This window comes from Brevibacterium sp., assembly GCF_031179145.1.
Classification (GTDB): domain Bacteria; phylum Actinomycetota; class Actinomycetes; order Actinomycetales; family Brevibacteriaceae; genus Brevibacterium.
Map to the genome: position 1 here is coordinate 1 of NZ_JAPSIB010000022.1, position 18,873 is coordinate 18,873.

The following is an 18,873-nucleotide window of genomic DNA, read 5'->3' on the forward strand; positions in this document are numbered from 1 at the left end:
ATGATCGTTATAGGCTAGGTCTCGTTGCCTCACGAGGGTGTTCGGTAACGGGCTATGGCGCAGCTTGGTAGCGCGCTTCACTGGGGGTGAAGAGGTCGTGGGTTCAAATCCCGCTAGCCCGACTTTTCATGGAAGTGCCGGAACGATGTTCCGGCGCTTTTTCATTGCCCGAATGCGGCTGAGGCCGAACTGTGATCGAGAGCCTGACCCGCCTGCCATCCGTGATGTTCGCGGCTCCGTGACGTTCAGGGCTCCGTGACGTTCAGCGCTTGAGGTGACGGGCGAAGACCACGGTCACCAAGCCGATGACGACGATTAGCGACAGTCCCCAGCGCAGGCCTCCTCCGGCGGCGATGAGTCCGACGAGTGGGCTGGTGCCGAGGAAGCCGAGACGCATGACCCAATTGACGAGGGTGACGCCCGCCGCGCGGTCGACTCCGGGCAGATGAGCCGCGGCCCCCAGGGCTCCCGGTACCAAGGTCGCCGAACCGCAGCCCATCGCAGCCAGTCCCACCAGGAGCTGCGCGGGATGCACGGCGCTGATGATCGCCGCTCCGCCGAGGGCGATGAGGATGCCGCCCGCGCCTGCGATGCGGTCGGCTCCGAACCGGTTGCTGAGGAGGTCCCCGCTGAACCTGCCGAGGCATTGGGCTCCGATGGCCACGCTGAAGGCGATTCCCGCGCCGGAGACGGGGATGCCGCTCAGCTGCACGGCGGCCAGGCCCGACCAGTTGTTGGCGATGTCCTCGACCATGATGCCGCAGACCGCGATCACGGCCAGGGGCACGACGGCGCGGAGGAACGATCGTCGGGCCGACGACTGCCCGGCGTCAGCGGTGGCCGCGTCAGCGGAGGATTCACCGAGGTCGTCGATGCCGAGCACGGTTCTTGGGGAGGGCGGGTCGGCAGCCTCTCCCCCGACGAGACGCGCACCGAGCAGGACCAGACCGACGCAGACGACCGCGACCACGGCCAGATGTGCTCGGAGCTCGAGGCCGGCCGCGGCGACGGCGGTCGATGCCGCACCCCCGAGCAGGCCCCCGAGACTCCAGACCGCGTGCATGGAGGACAGAATCGTCCGCCCGCCGCGGTCCTGCACCAGCGTGCCGGCGACATTCTGCGCCGCGTCCACGGTGGCGTCGCAGGCGCCGAGGAGGAAGAGGCAGCCGGCGAGCATCCAGGGAGTCGTCGACCAACCGGCGAGCGCGGCGAAGAAGGCCGTCCCGACGGTGCCGACGACCGTGACCGACACTGACCCGAATCTCGCGATCAGTCGCGCTGGGAGGATTGACGAGGCGACAGCTCCGGCCGCGAAGCAGGCGACGACCAGTCCGAACTCCCAGGGACTGAGATCAAGGCGCTCGATGAGGAGCGGATACCACGGCAGCAGAGAGGCATAGAGGAGTCCGTTGCTGCTGAAGAAGACACCGATACCGGCGACGGCCTTCACATGGGAGCCTGGAGTCTCTCTCATCATCGCGGGGCCACAGTCTCCTGACGAGCGGTGCGGAAGTACTCGATCAGTGCGTGGGTGACGGAATCGCCCTCTCCGGCGAGGACGAACCACACCACGATGGGCACGCCGCGGATGAGGGAGCTGACGAGCTTGACGAGGCTGCTCTCCCTGCTCTTCTCCGTGGCAGGGACCAGCGGCAGGACCGCCAGCAGGAGCACGAACGGGAGAAGGGTCCACCAAGCGACGACCATGCGAACCATCCTCCTCACCGTCGGCGCACGGTGTGCGATCGACCGTCGACGTCGACAGCCCTACTCTAAGCCGCAGTCGACCGACTCCTGCAGACTCCCCGATGCCGCCGAGGCGCGACCCCCTTTGACCTCGAGCCGTCGCCCCAGCGCCGTCACCCAGGAGCCGCCGAGGCGGGACCCCGTCGACCTCCGATCGCCGCTCCCCGGTGACGACGCACCGCAACGGCTGAGTAACCTGTCCGACGAAATCGGTGGAAATGGGCTTAGACTCATTCCCACCTGATCACACCCGGATGCCGACCCGATCGATTGCACGCACTCGACCGTCACGCACTCGGAAGACACATGCGAGCAAGGAGGCCGACATGTCGGAACACGAGCAGCCGGAGGACACCCGTCTTCACGGGATGCAGAGAGTCAGCGGACGGATGATCGGGATCTCGATCGCCGCCGCCCTGGGCGGATTCCTGTTCGGCTTCGACACCGCCGTCATCAACGGCGCCGTCGACGCCATGGCCGACCAGTTCGCCCTCACCGCGGCGATCAAGGGCTTTGCCGTCTCCTCGGCACTGCTCGCCTGTGCGCTCGGCGCCTGGTTCGCGGGCAGCCTGGCGAACCGGTTCGGTCGCCTGCCGGTCATGGTCGTCGCGGCGATCCTGTTCCTCGTCTCCGCGATCGGATCCGGACTGGCCTTCGGCGTCCTCGACCTCATCATCTGGCGGATGATCGGCGGAGTCGGCGTCGGTGCTGCATCGGTGATCGCTCCCGCCTACATCGCCGAGGTGTCTCCCGCCCGGGTGCGCGGACGCCTCGGTTCCCTGCAGCAGCTGGCCATCGTCAGCGGTATCTTCGCGGCCCTGCTGTCGAACGCTCTGCTCGCCTCCATCTCCGGCGGCGCCGCGGAGCAGTTCTGGTTCGGCATCGAGACCTGGCGCTGGATGTTCATGGTCGAAGCGATCCCGGCGCTCGTTTACGGGCTCATGGCCCTGGGCCTTCCTGAGTCGCCGAGGTTCCTCGTCGCGCGCGGCAAGGAGGACGAAGCCGCCCGTGTGCTGCGGCACTTCACCGGTGAGACGAACACCGACCGCCTCATCGAGCGCATCCGGATCTCGATCCAGAGGGAGGATCGGGAGTCGTTCAAGGACCTCCTCGGCAACCGCCTCGGTCTCAAGCCGATCGTCTGGATCGGCATCCTGCTGTCGGTGTTCCAGCAGTTCGTCGGCATCAACGTCATCTTCTACTACTCCACGACACTGTGGAAGTCGGTCGGGTTCGACGAATCGAGTGCCCTGTTGACGTCGGTGATCACCTCGGTGACGAACATCGCCGTCACGATCGTCGCCATCCTCCTCGTCGACAAGGTCGGCCGGAGGAAGATGCTGCTGGCCGGTTCCCTGCTCATGGGCGTCTCTTTGGCGATGATGGCGATCGCGTTCTCGTTCGCCGAGCTCGTCACCGCCCCCGACGGCACCACCAGCGCCGAATTGGGAGCTCCGTGGTCGATCATCGCGCTCATCGCCGCCAACACGTTCGTCGTCGGATTCGGCGCCACCTGGGGTCCCCTGGTGTGGGTGCTGCTGGGCGAGATGTTCCCCAACCGGATCCGCGCCGGAGCTCTGGCCGTCGCCGCGGCGGCTCAGTGGCTCGCCAACTTCTTCATCTCGACGACGTTCCCGGTCTTCTCCGAGATCAGTCTGACCTTCGCCTACGGCTTCTACGCGTTCTTCGCCTTCCTCTCGTTCGTCTTCGTCTGGTGGAAGGTGCCGGAGACGAAGGGAGTCGAACTCGAGGACATGGTCGAGGACTTCTCGTCGCATGGGCGCCCCAGGGCAGAGGGCACCGAGGCGAGTTCTCCCCGAAGCTGAGCCGAGGGGTGGAGCGAAGCCATCAGGCAGAGGCGACCCTTCAGAGTTCGTGCTGAGCCCTCAGGCGGTGCCCGGGACCGGGGTCTCGGGCACGTCGCCCTCCTTCTTCAGGCCGATGAGCAGGCCGCCGATCGCGAGGACGACGCAGGCGCCCAGTCCCACGGTCAGGCCAGGAGCGGCCTCGTACGCGTGAGCCAGCGCCCGGAAGCCGATGAAGCCGACGGTCGAATAGATGAGCGCCCACAGGGAGCCGCCGATCACCAGCGCCGGAACATAGCGCCGATAGCTCATCCCGGTGGTGCCTGCGGCGAGGTTGAGCACCGTCTGCACTCCGATCATGAGGAAGCTGAGCACGATCACGGGCGCACCGTAGCGCTCGATCATCCGTTCGGCCTTCCGGTACTTGGGCCCGGACATGATCTTCTCCACCCGCTGGATCCGGCGCATTCCCTTCCGGGCCAGACGCCCGAGCAGGAAGGTGCCTCCGGCACGCGCGAGGATGATGCCGAACAGGATCAGCCAGGTGACGAAGACCGGCAGCGACCAGTTCAAGGGGTTCATCGCCGGTTGTTCCTCATTCTCTCAGTCCTCTCGCCGTCTCACGCACCGATTCTAGCGACCCCACCCGAGTCGGGCGCAGGGAGACGGTGGATATGATCGGAACACTCCTCGCACCGAGGACGCTCTCCTCAGCACATCGGATGCCGTCCTCACCTCCGGGGACGGATCCACACCGACGATGGGACCTCGAATGACCCGACTGCGCACCGAAGCCACCGCCCTCCTCCCCGAACTCGTCGCCCTCCGCCGGGACCTCCACCGCCAACCCGAGATCGGCCTCGACCTGCCCGAAACCCAGGCCACGGTCCTCAGAGCCCTCGACGGACTGCCCCTGGAGATCACCCTGGGCACCGCAACCACCTCGGTGGTCGCCGTCCTGCGCGGGGCGCACCCGGGTCCGGCCGTGCTGCTGCGCGGGGACATGGACGGACTGCCCGTCGCCGAGGAGACCGGAATCGACTTCGCCGCCGCGAACGGGAACATGCACGCCTGCGGCCACGACCTCCACACCGCCGGCCTCGTCGGCGCCGCGAAGCTGCTGGCCGCCAAGCGCGAGTCCATCCACGGGTCCGTGATCTTCATGTTCCAGCCCGGCGAGGAAGGCTACAAGGGCGCGAAGGTGATGCTCGACGAAGGCGTCCTCGAGGCTGCCGGCGAGCGCCCGATCGCCGCCTACGGCATCCACGTCGCCCCAGGACCGCGCGGGACGTTCAGCATCAAGTCCGGCCCTGCACTGGCGGGATCGAACACTCTGCAGGTCACCGTCCACGGGAAAGGCGGGCACGGCTCCCAGCCGCAGACCGCTACCGACCCGGTCCCCGCCCTGCTCGCCATCGCCTCCGAGCTGCAGACCATGGTCACGCGCCGGTTCTCCGTATTCGATCCGGTCGTGCTCTCGGTGACGCAGCTCCAGGCCGGGGACGCGATCAACGTGATCCCGCCGCAGGCATCACTGGGGGCGACCGTGCGCACCCTGTCCCCCGAATCGGTCGAGACGATGCGGACCGAAACGAATCGCCTCGCCTCCGGCATCGCGGCCGCTCACGGCTGCACCGCCGAGGTGGACTTCGAGGTCCAGTACCCCGTGACGATCAACACCCCGGACCAGACCGAATGGGTCGTCTCCGAGCTCCGCGGACTGTTCGGGGAGGAACGGATCAACACGGTCGAGCAGCCGCTGATGGGCTCGGAGGACTTCTCCTTCGTCCTCGAGGAGGTGCCGGGCACGTTCTTCTTCCTCCACTGCTCACCCGAGGGCATCGATCCCGACACCGTGGCGTGGAATCACTCCCCGCATGTCCTCTTCGACGACGCGGTGCTCGCCGATCAGGCGGCCGCGCTCGCGCACCTCGCACTCACCCGGCTCGCAGACTGAGCGGCTGAGCCGGGCACCCCTCAGACCAACGTGCCGTCGAGGTACACGGAGTCGACGCGGTTCTCGATGCCGCGCACATCCTCGACGCTGAGGTCCCCGTCGATGACGACGAGGTCGGCGAGTGCCCCTTCGGCCACCCGACCGACGTCCTCCAGGCCGAGGAGCTCGGCGGCGACCGAGGTGCCGGCGGCCAGCGCCTCGGCGGTCGACATTCCGGTGTCGGCGAGCAGGCTGATCTCCTCGAGGTTCTCCCCGTGCGGTCCGACTCCGGCGTCGGTGCCCATCGCGATTCGCACCCCCGCCTCATGCGCGCGGGAGATCGACACGAGGTGATGCTCGACGACGGCATGGGCCTTCGCGACGACGGGCAGCGGCAGGGGGAACCCCGCCTCGGCGGCCTTGATCACCGCCTGTGGCGCCTGCAGCGTCGGCACGAGGAAGGTGCCGTGCTCGAGCATGAGGTCGAGGCACTCCTCGTCGAGGTAGATCCCGTGCTCGATGGACCGCACACCCGCGCGGACGGCGTTCTTGATCCCGGCCGCTCCCTGGGCGTGGGACATGACATGAGCTCCCTGAGCTGCCGCCTCGGCGACGATGACGGCGATCTCGGCCTCGGTGAACTGCGAGTGGCGGGGATCGTCGCGCGGTGAGAGCACACCTCCGGTGGAACAGATCTTGATGTGGTCGGCGCCGGCGCGCAGCAGCTCGCGCACCTTGCGCTGGACCCCTTCGAGTCCGTCGGCGACGCCCGAGGGTCGGCCGGGATGCTCGGCGAGCATCGGGGCCTGGCTGCCCGACACCAGGTGGAAGTCCCCATGGCCGCCGGTCTGGGACATGATGTTGACGGCGATCGTCAGCCGGGGGCCGCGCACGACGCCGGTCTCCACGGCGACCTTCGCGCCGAGATCGGTCCCTCCCGCGTCGCGGACCGTCGTCACTCCCCCTCGCAGGGTCTTCTCCATATGGTTGACGGAGTTGTAGAACTGCAGCGAGAAGGGGTCGTGGAACGCCGAGGCGTTGCCCGCCCCGGTGCTCGTCAGGTGGACGTGGCAGTCGATGAACCCGGGGACGACGGTGCGGCCGGAGCAGTCGACGAAGGTGTCGGAGGCGTTGTGCGAGCCCTGGCCGTCCTCGGTGATCGCGCTGATGAGCGTGCCGTCGATGACGACGTCGCGCAGCCCGGGCAGGAACCGTGTCCCGTCGAACACCTTGGCATGAGTGAGAACTGTGACCATTGACCCTCCTCGACGATGGACTCCGATCCCTGTGACCGGCGTCCCATGTCACACCTATCACAGCAGTCCGGACCCGGCATAACCGCATCACCCTCGCCGAGGTGGCCCGACGCCGGCGTCCACGGCGATGCGATGCGGAGGCGCGGCCGAGTTCACCTGCCCGACACCTGCGGCCAGTATCATTCCTAGTCGACACTGCGTCCTGTTCGGCGGCATTCCGCCGGGCGGCGCACCTTTCGACCCGGAAGCCCTGTGACTGCACACCCGCCGCAATTTCCCGCCGCCGCTCGCCCCCGCCACGACTGCACGCTCATCGACGTGCTCCTCGAGACCACCGGGGCGCATCCCGACCAGCCGGCGCTCGACGATGGACGCACCTCACTGACCTACCGTGAGCTCCTCGGCGCGACGCGGGATCTGGCTCTGCAGCTGGCAGACGCCGGGATCGGCCCTGGGGACAAGGTCGGCGTGCGCGTCCCCTCGGGTTCGGTCGATCTCTACGTCTCGATCCTCGCCGTCCTCATGCTCGGCGCCGCCTACGTCCCCGTCGACGTCGACGACCCCGAGGAGCGAGCTCGCACCGTCTTCACCGAGGCGGCCGTGACCGGAGTCATCACCGCAGGCCCGACGATCGAGTCGCGCACGAATCGCGGGCCGCTGGCCCGGTCCGAACTGCGTCAGCCGACCCCCGACGACGACTGCTGGGTGATCTTCACCTCGGGCTCGACCGGCACCCCGAAAGGTGTGGCAGTCTCCCATCGCTCCGCTGCGGCCTTCGTCGACGCCGAGGCGGCCCTGTTCTGCACCGAGGAGCCGCTGGGACCCGGGGACCGGGTTCTCGCCGGCCTGTCCGTGGCCTTCGACGCCAGCTGTGAGGAGATGTGGCTGGCCTGGCGTCACGGTGCCTGCCTGGTGCCCGCCCCGCGCGCGCTCGTGAAGTCCGGAATGGATCTCGGCCCATGGCTGTCCTCGCGCGGCATCACGGTGGTCTCGACCGTTCCCACCCTGGCCGCCCTGTGGCCCGCGGACAGCCTCGACGCTGTCCGCCTGCTCATCTTCGGCGGGGAGGCCTGTCCCCCTGAACTCGGCCGACGGCTCAGCGACGAGGGACGCGAGGTGTGGAACACCTACGGCCCCACCGAGGCGACGGTCGTCGCCTGCGCGGCGCGGCTCGACGGATCGGAGCCCGTCCGCATCGGCCTCCCGCTCGACGGATGGGCCCTCGCCGTCGTCGACGCCGAGGGCATGCCGGTCGCCGCCGGCGAGACGGGTGAGCTCATCATCTCCGGCGTCGGCCTGGCCCGCTATCTCGACCCCGCCAAGGACGCCGAGAAGTACGCGCCGATGCCGAGCCTCGGCTGGGACCGGGCATATCGCTCCGGTGACCTCGTCATCAATGACCCGCAGGGACTGATCTTCGTCGGACGCGCCGACGAGCAGATCAAGCTCGGCGGGCGGCGGATCGAACTCGGCGAGATCGACGCTGCCATGCAGTCCCTGTCCGACGTCGAAGGAGCCGCGGCGGCGGTGAAGCGGACACCGGCCGGCACGGACATCCTCGTCGGCTACATCGCCTCTCACGACCCGAACGCCGCATCGCGGCTGGCGGAATGGGACGAAGCCCTGCGGACCGAACTGCCGGCGGCACTGGTGCCCCGGCTGACGCTCATCGACGAACTGCCCACGAAGACCTCGGGCAAGGTCGACCGCAACGCCCTGCCCTGGCCGACGTCAGATGCGGCCGAGACGGGGACCGAGGACGGCCTCGCCGAGCTCGATCCCGAGTCGGCCTGGATCGCCGACCAATGGACGGCGGTCCTCGGCACCCGTCCGAGCCCGGACGCGGACTTCTTCACCTCCGGCGGCGGATCCCTGGCTGCGGCGCAGCTCGTCTCCCGGCTGCGGACCCGGCACCCCAGCGTCACCGTCGGCGATGTCTACGCCCACCCGCGCTTCGGCGCCCTGAGCACCCTCTGCGTCGGCGAGTCGGGAGCCGCAGCGACCGCGCGTCCTCGGCGCCGGATCGGGCGCACCTCGAAGGGCATGCAGGCGTTCCAGACTCTGCTCGGCATTCCCGTGCACATCCTCGGCGGGGTCCGGTGGGTCGTCATCGCGATGGTGCTCGCGAATCTCGGCACCCTCCTCGGCGCCCGTCTCCCGTTCACCCCGTGGCCGGTCGTGGCCGTTCTCTTCCTCGTCTTCGTCACCGCCTGGGGACGGATGCTCATCTCGGCGGCGGCCGCCAGGCTCCTGCTGCTCGGAGTCACCCCCGGCGTCTATCCGCGCTCGGGCTGGGTGCACAAACGCCTGTGGCTCGCCGAGCACATCGCCGATCTCGCGGCCGCCGTCTCGGTGGCGAGCGCCCCGTGGGTGAGCTGGTACGCGAAGCTGCTGGGCAACAGGATCGGGCCCGGCGCCGACCTCCACTCGGTTCCGCCGGTGACGGGGTTCCTCTCGCTTGCCGAGGGAGCGGCCATCGAGCCCGAGGTCGATCTCAAGGGTTGGTGGGTCGATGGCGACCTGCTGCGCATCGGCACCATCGAGGTCGGTGAGCACGCCACGGTCGGCGCCCGCTCGACCCTGATGCCGGGCACGAGCATCGGCGCCGGCGCGCTGATCGAGGCAGGGTCGGCGGTGACCGGGAAGGTGCGGAAGAATCAGATCCACTCGGGCTCTCCTGCCGTGCGGATCGGCAAAGCGAAGAAGAGTTGGCCCGCCCCACCGGTACGACGCAAGCTTCCCTTCCTGTTCTATGCGCTCGGCTCCCAGGTCAATGCGACGCTGCCGTATCTCGCGGCGGTGCCCGGGCTGGCGCTGATGATCGCCGTGTCCGGCGTCGAGGTCCTCGAATCGCCCTGGCTCGTCCTCGCCTGGTCGCCGCTCATCGCCTGTGTCTGGTTCCTCTGCACTGCCCTGCTCATCCTCATCTCCGTGCGGCTGCTGGCGATCGGGATGGAGGAGGGCGAGTTCCCCGTCCGGTCCGCCCGCGGCTACCGGATCTGGGCCACCGAACGTCTCCTCGACCTGGCCAGGGATCTGCTCTTCCCCCTCTATGCGTCGATGCTCACGCCCTGGTGGCTGCGGCTGCTGGGGGCGAAGGTCGGCCCCGGAACCGAGATCTCCACCCTGGTCTTCGTCCCCAAGATGACGACGATCGCGGCGGGGGCGTTCCTCGCCGACGACACGATGGTGGCCAGCTACGAACTCGGCCACGGGTGGATGCGCGCCGGCCGGGCCAAAGTGGGCAAACGGGCCTTCCTCGGCAATTCGGGCATCGCCTCCCAGGGTCGCCGCGTGCCGAAGAATGCACTCGTGGCCGTGCTCTCGGCAGCCCCGGCGAAGGCGAAGAAGGGCTCCTCCTGGCTCGGCTCTCCCCCGGTCCAGCTCCGCCGGGCAACCGTCGCTGCCGACGAATCGCTGACCTACGCACCGAAGTTCGGCGTGAGGGCGGCCCGCGGTTTCTGGGAGACCCTGCGCATCACCTCGGTGATGGTGGGCGGGGCGCTCATCGCCGCGGTCATCCTCACGATCCAGTTCCTGCTCGAACTCCCCGCCGAGGCGAGCGCGGGGCTGACGACGGCCGGCCCCGGAATCGCCCCCGCGGGCTCCGGGTTCGCGCTGTCCGGCGGCAGCGCGACGACGACGGCGGGCTCCGGGTTCGCGCAGTCGTTCCTCGTGCCCGTCGGACTCGCACTGCTCACCTCGGGGATCGTGATGATGGCGGCGGGAGCGATGGCCGCGGGCATCGCAGTCGCGGCGAAGTGGGTCTTCGTCGGTCGCATCAACCCCGGCGAGCATCCACTGTGGTCCTCGTTCATCTGGCGCAACGAAGTCGCCGACTGCTTCGTCGAACTCGTCGCCGCACCCTGGTTCACGCGCAATGCGGTGGGCACCCCGGCCATCGTCTGGTACCTGCGGGCGATGGGTGCGAGGATCGGCCGCGGCGTCTGGTGCGAGAGCTACTGGCTGCCCGAGGCGGACCTCGTGACACTGGGTGACAACTCGACGATCAACCGCGGCTGCGTGGTCCAGACCCACCTGTTCCACGACCGGGTGATGAGCCTCGACACCGTCGAGCTCGAGAAGGGTGCGTCCCTGGGGCCCAACAGCGTCATCCTGCCCGCCTCGACTCTGGGGGCCAATGCGACGGTGGGAGCGACGTCACTGGTGATGCGCGGGGAGTTCGTGCCGGCCCACGCCTACTTCAGCGGCAATCCTGTCATACCCTGGGTGGATGCCCCGGAACTTCCCACCACCGCTGCCGCAGACTCAGATGAACTCGCGCACCAGCATGCCTGATCCCTACACCCCCGGAGCCGGGAACCCGGATCTGCACATCGACCACTACGATCTCGATCTCGACTACCGGATCGGCCCCAACCGGCTCTCGGCCCGAGCGCGGCTGACCGGCCGGGTGCTCACCGAGACCAGGGCCATCGCCCTCGACCTCACGGGGATGCGGGTGACGAAGGCCGCCGTCAATGGCCGCAAGATCCGCTTCTCCGCTCGCGACGGAAAGCTGAATCTGGTCACCGAACCGCTGCCGAGCAACCAGCCGGTGCGCATCGACATCGCCTATGTCGGGAATCCGCAGCCGGCCATCGGCGCCTGGGGCGACATCGGCTGGGAGGAGCTCGAGGACGGTGTCCTCGTCGCCGGCCAGCCTGTCGGCGCCTCCACCTGGTTCCCCTGCAACGACCACCCGTCGAACAAGGCCACCTATCGGATCAAGGTGCTCACCGAGTCCGAGTACACGGTCGTGTCCAACGGCCGGCTCATCGATAGGGTGCGCAAGGCCGGGCGCACGGCATGGACCTGGGAATCGGATGTGCCGCTGGCGACCTACCTGGCGACCGTTCAGATCGGCCGCTACCGGCAGGGCCGCATCGACGCCGAGGCGCACACCCCCGTCGCGCCCGTCCCCCTGGGTCTCCACGCGGGAGAGCACTGGCACGAGGCCTCGGCCCGGCTGCGCGTGCAGCACCCGATGATGGATCTGTTCGCCGAGCGCTTCGGCCCCTACCCCTTCGACCGCTACGACGTCGTCGTCACCGACGACGAACTCGACATCCCTCTCGAGTCCCAGCCGCTGTCGGTGCTGGGACCGAACCACCTGGGCCCGGAGTGGGAGGCCGAGCGCCTCATCGCCCACGAGATGGCGCATCAGTGGTTCGGGAACTCACTGACACCTCGGCGCTGGTCCGACATCTGGCTCAACGAGGGCTTCGCCTGCTACGCGGAATGGCTGTGGTCGGAAGCGAGCGGCCGCATGAGCGCGGACGCCTGCGCCCGCCAGTGGTGGGAGACGCTGGCGGGCCTGCCGCAGGACATCCTGCTCGGCGATCCCGGTGGACCGTCGATGTTCGACGACCGCGTGTACAAGCGCGGCGCGCTGTGCCTGCATGCCCTGCGCCTCCACCTCGGCGACGAGGTGTTCTTCGCGGCACTGCGGGAGTGGACGGTCCAGCACCGGCACGCCTCGGTCGACACGACCGCGTTCGTCGACTGCGTCTCGAAGGTCGCAGCGACCGACATCGCCGAGGTGGTCCGCCCGTGGCTGACCGAGACGGCGCTGCCGGAGCTGCCGACGCCGCGCGGATAGGCGCTGGCGGAGCCTTCTTCAGCCGAGCTGGCGGACGAGGATGTCCGAGTCGCCGTTGCGGCCGACGGCGACGAAGCCGCGCTTGTGGAAGAGATCAGCCGCGGTGTTGCCGTCCTCGATGGCGAGGCTGACGGCGTGATGGCCGCTCATCCTGGCCAGTGAGCACGCCGCTTCGAGAAGCCTGGTGCCGACCCCGTGGGCCTGGTACTCGGGACGCACGGCCAGCGAGAGCTCGGGGATGTCGGCGGCGACCCAGCCGAAGCCGGTCGATTCCTCGGTGCTCAACCGCAGCCAGGCCAGGCCGATGATGTCGCGCTCCCGGCTGGTGCCGATCGCGTCGTCCGATCTGTCGGCCGGCGCTGCTGATTCGTCCGCTGAGCGTGCCGATTTCGATGCGGACATGGCGTTCGCGAAGCTCGTGTCCTCGGGCACTCTGTCCCAGGCGGCGACGGCGATGTCACCGGTCCGGCCCCAGTCCTCGAAGTAGAACTTCGCATCGTCGCGTTCGAGGATCTCGTCGAGGTCGATATGTGGCTTGTCCATCGACCAGTTGATGCACAGGTCGAGGAACGGCGGGATCGCCTTCTTGGCCGAGTCCGCCGACAGCGGCAGGATCCAGAAGTTCGCGCCCCCATCGGCCGCTGTGACGTCGGTGTCAGCGGCCCCGGCCCCCACCTCGGCGGGGGCGATCGTCTTGTCTTCGTTCATGAGATTCCTTTCTCGACTGCACGGTGGATCCAATTGCGGTTGCGCACTCTCCACCCCAGGGTCAGACCACGGAGTCCGATGAACCCCACGCAGAATGACGCCCACAGCCCCAGTGCTCCGGGCCATTGCGTGGTGACCGGGATGAGCAGCAGTGCGTAACCGGCAACGGCTACCAATTGTGCCAGAGCCAGGTACCGAGCGTCCTCCGCGCCCATCAGCACCCCGTCGAGCACGAACACATAGCCCGCGATCGGCATGCTCAGCGCGAGGACCGGAAGCAGGGTCCGCAGTGTTTCGACCACCTCGGGGTCGGAGGAGAATGCGCGGGGAATGAAGCCGGTGCCGGCGAGAAGAACGGCCCCGACGAGGACTCCGAACATCAGCGCCCACAGGCACAGGCGCCGGTTGATCGCGGCCACCGCCTCGGCGTCCTTCCTCCCCAGCTGCAGACCGATCATCGCCTGGCCCGCGATCGCGAGAGAGTCGAGGGCGAGCGCCAGGGCGAAGAAGATGCTCTGGGCAACCTGGATAGCGGCAAGTTCAGTTGTTCCCAATGCGGTTGCCAGGAAGACGAGGATGATGAGGGACGCCCGCAGTGACGCGTTGCGCAGAAGCAACCACCCGGAAGTCTTCGCCGAGGTGAGAACGCCGGCCCAGTGCGGCCTGAGGCTCGCGTCGAATCGTTTCGCCGCCCGGATCGCGATGAGCACGTAGATCGAGCACATCCCGGCCTGCGCGATGACCGTCCCGAGCGCGGAGCCCGCGACTCCCATGTCCAAGCCGTAGATGAAGAAGGCGTTGAGGCCGATGTTCGCGATACAGCCTGCGGCGGCCACGATCAAGGGAGTGCGGGTGTCCTGGAGTCCGCGCAGGAGTCCGGTGGCGGCGATGACGACGAGCATGAAGGGCAGGCCCCACCAGGAGATCGCGAGATAGGCCTGTGCGCCTCCCGTGATTCCCGGAGTCGGATCAAAGGCTGCGATCGCGCGGCCGAGCAGTGGCAGGCCGATGGCGAGCAGGATGACCGAGGTGCACAGGGCCAGCCAGATGCCGTCGAATCCCGCCGTGATGGCTCCCGACCGGTCGCCGGCGCCCATTCGCTTCGCCACCCGCGGAGTCGTGGCATAGGCGAGGAAGATCATCAGACCGAGGACCGTCTGCAGGATCGTCGAGGCGATCGCGAGCGACCCGAGGGCATCCGCGCCGAGGTGACCGACCATGGCCGTGTCCGAGAGCAGGAAAATGGGTTCGGCGATCAGAGCTCCGAGGGCGGGAAGGGCCAAACGGAGAATGTCCTTGTCGATCGCTGCCACGCGGTTGAGTCTAACGAACCCGACGAGGAGTCCGGCGTCCCCGGCCAAGAGTCGGGCGAGCCCGGCTATGGATCTGATGTATCCGGTGAACGGGGCTGAGCACACCGGTGGATACGGGCGACGGCCGAGAGCTCACGCCGGTCGTGATCTCGTGTCAGTGGCGGATGCGACGATCAGAGGACTAACGAACGGAGAGTGCGTCGACGATGGATTCCAAGGAAGCAAGCATTACTCCTCACGCAGTAGACAAGCGACCCTCGCCTGGCCCGAGCATTACAGATCTTCCGTTCTATATTTAATCGAATTGTTATACGCAACAGTAGCCTACTGCACTAGAATAGAAACAGGAACCACGGAGAAGTGGGAAGGAGGCGGCACTCGTGAAGTACTCTCCGAATCGCGGAATCGAGGCTCTCTCTTCCCTGGTGCCCTCTGTCGAATCATGCATCGCGGTTCGGGGATTGGAAGTCGATGGGGATTCGCCCTTCCACGAACTCCTCACCATGTACTCCATCAGCGATCAGGCTCAACTCGCTGCTCTCGCGGGGACCAGCACCCTGTTCATCCAGGACGTCGTCCACCACCTCGGCCTCGTGCACCCCAGCGATGAAGAGCTGTACGAGTTCACGTCGCTGGCAGAGACCGTTGAGAACCACAGGACAGCGCAGGAAGCATCTGCACGCTCCCTCTCCCCTGCTTCAAGCGAAGCCACGGCCCCCGAAATCGCAGCCTCCGCGTCCGAGCGCGATACGACGAACTCCTTCTCCGCTGCCGGTCCTCATCCCGCTGCCGGTCCTCATCCCGCTGCCGGTTCTCATCCCTCGGCGGTATCCCGCCCCACCGGTTCTCAGCACAGCACGAATGCGAAGAAGGGCAAACGGCGGATCTCGAAGGGCAAGCAGAAGCTCGGACGCAAAGAACGTCGCATTCTCCGGCGGCAGCAGAAGTCGGCGCCGGAGACCAATGTTCAGCGCCCTCCTGTGCCGCTGCCCCTCTTCCCCGACTTTCGGCCCTCCAGCACCTTCAACAGCTGGGTTCATCAGAACGCCGGTGCCGATGACATCTGTGAATTCGCCACGCTGCTCGGAGCGAGTATCTCAAACACATACAGGCACATCACCTCGGCCCTGACGCTCGTCCATGGGCTGCCGAAGTTCCACCAGCGGTGCCTCAACGGTGAGTTCACCATCGAACACGTCAATGTCGCCACCCGCCGCTGCCGAGACGTCGCCTTCACGTACCTTCCCGCCCTCGACGATTACCTGGCCGAGCGCCGAGCCGACATCACCATCGAGTCGTTCGCGCGTTCGCTCGCTCTGAAGATCGCCGCTGTGCAACCTGCCATCGAGACTCTCGAGAAGGTTTCCGCTCGCCGCCGCGTCGATATCAGCACTGGCGACGACGGTACGGCTTACCTGACGCTGACCGGGCCGGCACCTGAGCTCTACGCCTACTACCGGCGCATCGAAGCTTTCGCCCGCGCTGTTCGCTCAGGCAACACGAGCGCATTCGTGGACCAACTGAAGCCCGGCGACGAGTTCGCTGACACCCGCGGCATCGATTCTCTGATGTTCGACATCGCGACCCGCACGCGTCCCCAGTTGAAACTGCGGATCACTGCTCACGACACATCCACGGGAGAGACCACCAGCACCGACTTCCCCATCGACGATCTCGTCGCTCGGCCCGACGGTGCGCCGTGCCCGACTCTGGAGAGCCTCGCGGACTACATCAACCGGACTTTCGGCGGCGCAGACGCAGCCTCCGATGCACCTGAGGCGGCAGCGACTTCTCCACACTCCGCGGTCGAGGAGGCCTCCCCACGCTCCCCTGCCGATGCGTCGCCCGCCACTGAAACTTCCATGGACAGCAGCGCCGGCGACGCGGATCCCTGCATTCAGGAACTGGGAGCGAGGACTCGCATTCCAGGGACAGGTGGGTCCTGTAGCTATCAGATCCTCCTCGAGCTGCCGACCCACGACTACTGGCTCTCCCACCAGGCGACGACGGTCGTCACCGTCCCCTTCCTCACCCTGATGACGGACTCCTCGCAAGTCACCGATAGTGAGAACACCGGCGAGACCGAGACCATGGATGTCTGTGACCTGGCGGGAATGCTGCCCGACGGGTCCCCACTGCCGGCTGACATGGCACGCAAGATCGCGTCCCACTCGAAAACCTGGATGCGAATTCTCACTGACCCCGCCACCGGCACCCCACTCGATGCCAAAGCCACCAGCTATGCCATCCCGGCTGAGGTTCGCCGCACCATCGTCGCTCAGTGGATGAACTGCACTGCGCCAGGATGCACCCGCAACGCTCTGACCTCGGAGATCGACCACATCGATCCCTACAATCATGACTCTCCGGAGAACGGCGGCCTCACCCGCTTCGGCAACCTCATGCCCCTGTGCCGCAAGCATCACCAGGCAAAGACAGACAGGAAATTCTCGGTCGAGATGACATCGCCGGGCTGTGTTGAGTACGTGTTCAGCCACGGCACCAGCACCGAGGTCGTCTCACCCGACAACCCGACCAACACTGAGCATGCTCGGATGCTGCTCAAGCTGTTCGACACGCTCAGACACTTCGCGCCAGCGACCGAAGATTCGATCCAACGCCCTGGTTCGCCACCCATCGGTCAGCTGCGCCCTGTTCGCAGATCAGCCGGCGGCGCACGGGATGCTATCAACGATGCACATGGCTCAGTCGATGCCCGCGGTTCGACCGATGACGACTGCAACTCGGGCAATGGCGCGCATGACCGGGTCACCGACCTCGACGGTTCGGCCACAGACAAACACACCTCAGTGGCTGACGGCACGCCAGTCGTCGGCACAGCCAAGGCAACCGCTGCCAACAACACACCACGAACCGGCGAGCGCCGGATAGCGCCCACTCGCCCTGGCCCCGCGCCGGAGAATGGTGCACCGGGGTGGACGGAATACGTGAACCCGTTCAAGGATCCTGTCGGCGGCGAACTCAAGGAATGGTTCTGGGACACCGGAGAGTCCCCACCCTTCTGAGGCGGCGACACGGCGAGCCGCTATTCATCCCGCAGACCTCGATCGGTCCCGCCGACATAGATCAGTCCCGCATCCCAGCCGACCTCAGTCCGCCGCATGGCTCAGCGGACTTCAACCGGTCCTGCATCCCAGCGGACCTCAATCGGACGCGAATTCCAGCCGACCTCAGTCCACCGCACGGCTCAGCGGACTTCAACCGGTCCTGCAGTTCACCAGACCTGTCCCGTCCCAAGCTCAGCAGACCTCGAACAGTCCTGCGGCTCCCTGCCCGCCGCCGATGCACATGGTCACAACGACGTACTTGACTCCTCGACGGCGTCCTTCGATCAGCGCGTGACCGACCAGACGAGCACCGGTCATTCCATAGGGGTGACCGATCGAGATTCCGCCACCGTTGACGTTGTACTTCTCCGGGTCAATGCCCAGCCGATCACGGCAGTACAGCGCCTGCACTGCAAACGCCTCGTTCAGTTCCAACAGACCGATATCGTCGATGCTCAACCCGTGTGTCTTCAGGAGCTTCGGGATCGCGAAGACGGGGCCGATGCCCATCTCATCGGGTGCGCAACCAGCAACTGCCATGCCGCGGTAGATCCCCAACGGTGACAATCCACGACGGCTCGCCTCGTCGCCCGACATGAGCACAGAGGCCGACGCACCGTCGGAAAGTTGGGAGGCGTTGCCCGCAGTGATGCTCGGCACCTTGGACGCGGCCCCGGGTTCGAGCACGGGATTGAGGCCGGCGAGGCTCTCCAACGTGGTCGACGGACGGTTGCCCTCGTCCTTGGTAAGCGTGACCTCCTGCTGCGAGGACTCCTTCGTCTCCTTGTCGACGACGACCTTCGTCGACGGCAGCGGAACGATCTCGTCGTCGAAGCGACCGGCTTCCTGCGCGGCCGCAGTCCGCTGCTGCGAGGACAGAGCATACTCGTCCTGCGCCTCTCGGCTGATTCCGTAGCGCTCTGCCACCACCTCGGCGGTGGCGAGCATCGGGTAGTAGATTCCGGGGACATTCTCGACGAGCCACGGATCCTTGGCACGGTAGGTGTTCATCTTGTCGTTCTGCACCAGCGAAACCGACTCCACGCCACCGCCCACGGCGATCTCCTGACCGTCCATCACGATCTGCTTCGCGGCGGTGGCGATCGCCATCAGGCCCGACGAGCACTGACGATCAATGGACATCCCTGGAACAGTGACAGGAAGTCCGGCCCGCAATGCGCCCTGTCGTGCGATGTTTGTGGACTGGCTTCCCTGCTGCAGCGCGGCGCCAAGGATCACATCCTCGACTTCACCGCCTTCGAGTCCAGCGCGTTCAACGGCGTGGGCAACGACATGGCCGGCCAGTTCCTGGGCCTGCGTGTCATTGAACGCACCCCGGTAGGCCTTGCCGATAGGTGTCCTGGCAGTGGACACGATGACTGCTTCTCGCATGATTTCCTCTCAAGTTCTCAAAGTGCAGGGGTTCTGCTGCGGATGCT

Annotated in this window: 12 protein-coding genes and 1 tRNA gene; 6 read left to right on the top strand and 7 right to left on the bottom strand. The window is 67.0% G+C overall.

The annotated features are described in order from the left end of the window. Window positions 1-48: 48 nt before the first annotated feature. Window positions 49-122 (top strand) — tRNA-Pro (locus tag RIT73_RS14810). Between the two features lie 140 nt (window positions 123-262). Here the strand turns inward: RIT73_RS14810 and RIT73_RS14815 are convergent. Then, the gene (locus tag RIT73_RS14815; protein ID WP_309132863.1) at window positions 263-1,474 is read right to left on the bottom strand and encodes an MFS transporter; all 1,212 of its coding nucleotides are present in this window, start codon (window positions 1,472-1,474) and stop codon (window positions 263-265) included. Next, a complete protein-coding gene (locus tag RIT73_RS14820; RefSeq protein WP_309132864.1) occupies window positions 1,474-1,707 on the bottom strand; it encodes a hypothetical protein in 234 nt (77 codons plus the stop codon). The genes RIT73_RS14815 and RIT73_RS14820 overlap by 1 nt, the downstream gene beginning before the upstream one ends. A 365-nt stretch (window positions 1,708-2,072) precedes the next feature. On the opposite strand from RIT73_RS14820, the gene RIT73_RS14825 reads away from it, so the two are divergent. Continuing rightward, window positions 2,073-3,572, top strand: coding sequence for a sugar porter family MFS transporter (locus tag RIT73_RS14825; RefSeq protein WP_309132865.1), 1,500 nt, complete (start codon window positions 2,073-2,075; stop codon window positions 3,570-3,572). A gap of 60 nt (window positions 3,573-3,632) precedes the next feature. Here RIT73_RS14825 and RIT73_RS14830 read toward each other — a convergent pair whose 3' ends face one another. After that, the gene (locus RIT73_RS14830; protein ID WP_309132866.1) at window positions 3,633-4,133 is read right to left on the bottom strand and encodes a VTT domain-containing protein; all 501 of its coding nucleotides are present in this window, start codon (window positions 4,131-4,133) and stop codon (window positions 3,633-3,635) included. 190 nt (window positions 4,134-4,323) lie between these two features. On the opposite strand from RIT73_RS14830, the gene RIT73_RS14835 reads away from it, so the two are divergent. Continuing rightward, complete coding sequence (locus tag RIT73_RS14835; RefSeq protein WP_309132867.1) at window positions 4,324-5,508, top strand: M20 family metallopeptidase; 1,185 nt, start codon at window positions 4,324-4,326, stop codon at window positions 5,506-5,508. Between the two features lie 20 nt (window positions 5,509-5,528). Here RIT73_RS14835 and RIT73_RS14840 read toward each other — a convergent pair whose 3' ends face one another. Next, window positions 5,529-6,743, bottom strand: coding sequence for an amidohydrolase family protein (locus RIT73_RS14840; protein ID WP_309132868.1), 1,215 nt, complete (start codon window positions 6,741-6,743; stop codon window positions 5,529-5,531). A 252-nt stretch (window positions 6,744-6,995) separates the two neighbouring features. Here RIT73_RS14840 and RIT73_RS14845 point away from each other — a divergent pair, with 252 nt between their 5' ends. Together RIT73_RS14845 and RIT73_RS14850 are read left to right on the top strand one after the other, a co-directional pair. Next, window positions 6,996-11,042: an amino acid adenylation domain-containing protein gene (locus RIT73_RS14845; RefSeq protein WP_309132869.1), complete on the top strand. Its 4,047-nt coding sequence runs from the start codon at window positions 6,996-6,998 to the stop codon at window positions 11,040-11,042. After that, complete coding sequence (locus RIT73_RS14850) at window positions 10,978-12,345, top strand: M1 family metallopeptidase (protein WP_309132870.1); 1,368 nt, start codon at window positions 10,978-10,980, stop codon at window positions 12,343-12,345. Before RIT73_RS14845 ends, RIT73_RS14850 begins: the two co-directional genes overlap by 65 nt. A gap of 18 nt (window positions 12,346-12,363) precedes the next feature. Here the strand turns inward: RIT73_RS14850 and RIT73_RS14855 are convergent, their stop codons facing one another. Then, a complete protein-coding gene (locus RIT73_RS14855) occupies window positions 12,364-13,053 on the bottom strand; it encodes a GNAT family N-acetyltransferase (RefSeq protein ID WP_309132871.1) in 690 nt (229 codons plus the stop codon). Continuing rightward, window positions 13,050-14,366, bottom strand: coding sequence for an MATE family efflux transporter (locus RIT73_RS14860; protein ID WP_309132872.1), 1,317 nt, complete (start codon window positions 14,364-14,366; stop codon window positions 13,050-13,052). The genes RIT73_RS14855 and RIT73_RS14860 overlap by 4 nt, the downstream gene beginning before the upstream one ends. A gap of 380 nt (window positions 14,367-14,746) precedes the next feature. Here RIT73_RS14860 and RIT73_RS14865 point away from each other — a divergent pair, with 380 nt between their 5' ends. Next, window positions 14,747-17,392, top strand: coding sequence for an HNH endonuclease signature motif containing protein (locus tag RIT73_RS14865; RefSeq protein ID WP_309132873.1), 2,646 nt, complete (start codon window positions 14,747-14,749; stop codon window positions 17,390-17,392). A 234-nt stretch (window positions 17,393-17,626) separates the two neighbouring features. Here the strand turns inward: RIT73_RS14865 and RIT73_RS14870 are convergent, their stop codons facing one another. Next, complete coding sequence (locus RIT73_RS14870) at window positions 17,627-18,826, bottom strand: acetyl-CoA C-acyltransferase (protein WP_309132874.1); 1,200 nt, start codon at window positions 18,824-18,826, stop codon at window positions 17,627-17,629. Window positions 18,827-18,873: the final 47 nt, after the last annotated feature.

What these genes read in the sequence shown, in the direction of transcription:
- RIT73_RS14815 (WP_309132863.1), bottom strand. Translation starts at nt 1,474, where the DNA reads ATGAGAGAGACTCCAGGCTCCCATGTGAAGGCCGTCGCCGGTATCGGT.
- RIT73_RS14820 (WP_309132864.1), bottom strand. Translation starts at nt 1,707, where the DNA reads ATGGTCGTCGCTTGGTGGACCCTTCTCCCGTTCGTGCTCCTGCTGGCG.
- RIT73_RS14825 (WP_309132865.1), top strand. Translation starts at nt 2,073, where the DNA reads ATGTCGGAACACGAGCAGCCGGAGGACACCCGTCTTCACGGGATGCAG.
- RIT73_RS14830 (WP_309132866.1), bottom strand. Translation starts at nt 4,133, where the DNA reads ATGAACCCCTTGAACTGGTCGCTGCCGGTCTTCGTCACCTGGCTGATC.
- RIT73_RS14835 (WP_309132867.1), top strand. Translation starts at nt 4,324, where the DNA reads ATGACCCGACTGCGCACCGAAGCCACCGCCCTCCTCCCCGAACTCGTC.
- RIT73_RS14840 (WP_309132868.1), bottom strand. Translation starts at nt 6,743, where the DNA reads ATGGTCACAGTTCTCACTCATGCCAAGGTGTTCGACGGGACACGGTTC.
- RIT73_RS14850 (WP_309132870.1), top strand. Translation starts at nt 10,978, where the DNA reads ATGCCCCGGAACTTCCCACCACCGCTGCCGCAGACTCAGATGAACTCG.
- RIT73_RS14855 (WP_309132871.1), bottom strand. Translation starts at nt 13,053, where the DNA reads ATGAACGAAGACAAGACGATCGCCCCCGCCGAGGTGGGGGCCGGGGCC.
- RIT73_RS14870 (WP_309132874.1), bottom strand. Translation starts at nt 18,826, where the DNA reads ATGCGAGAAGCAGTCATCGTGTCCACTGCCAGGACACCTATCGGCAAG.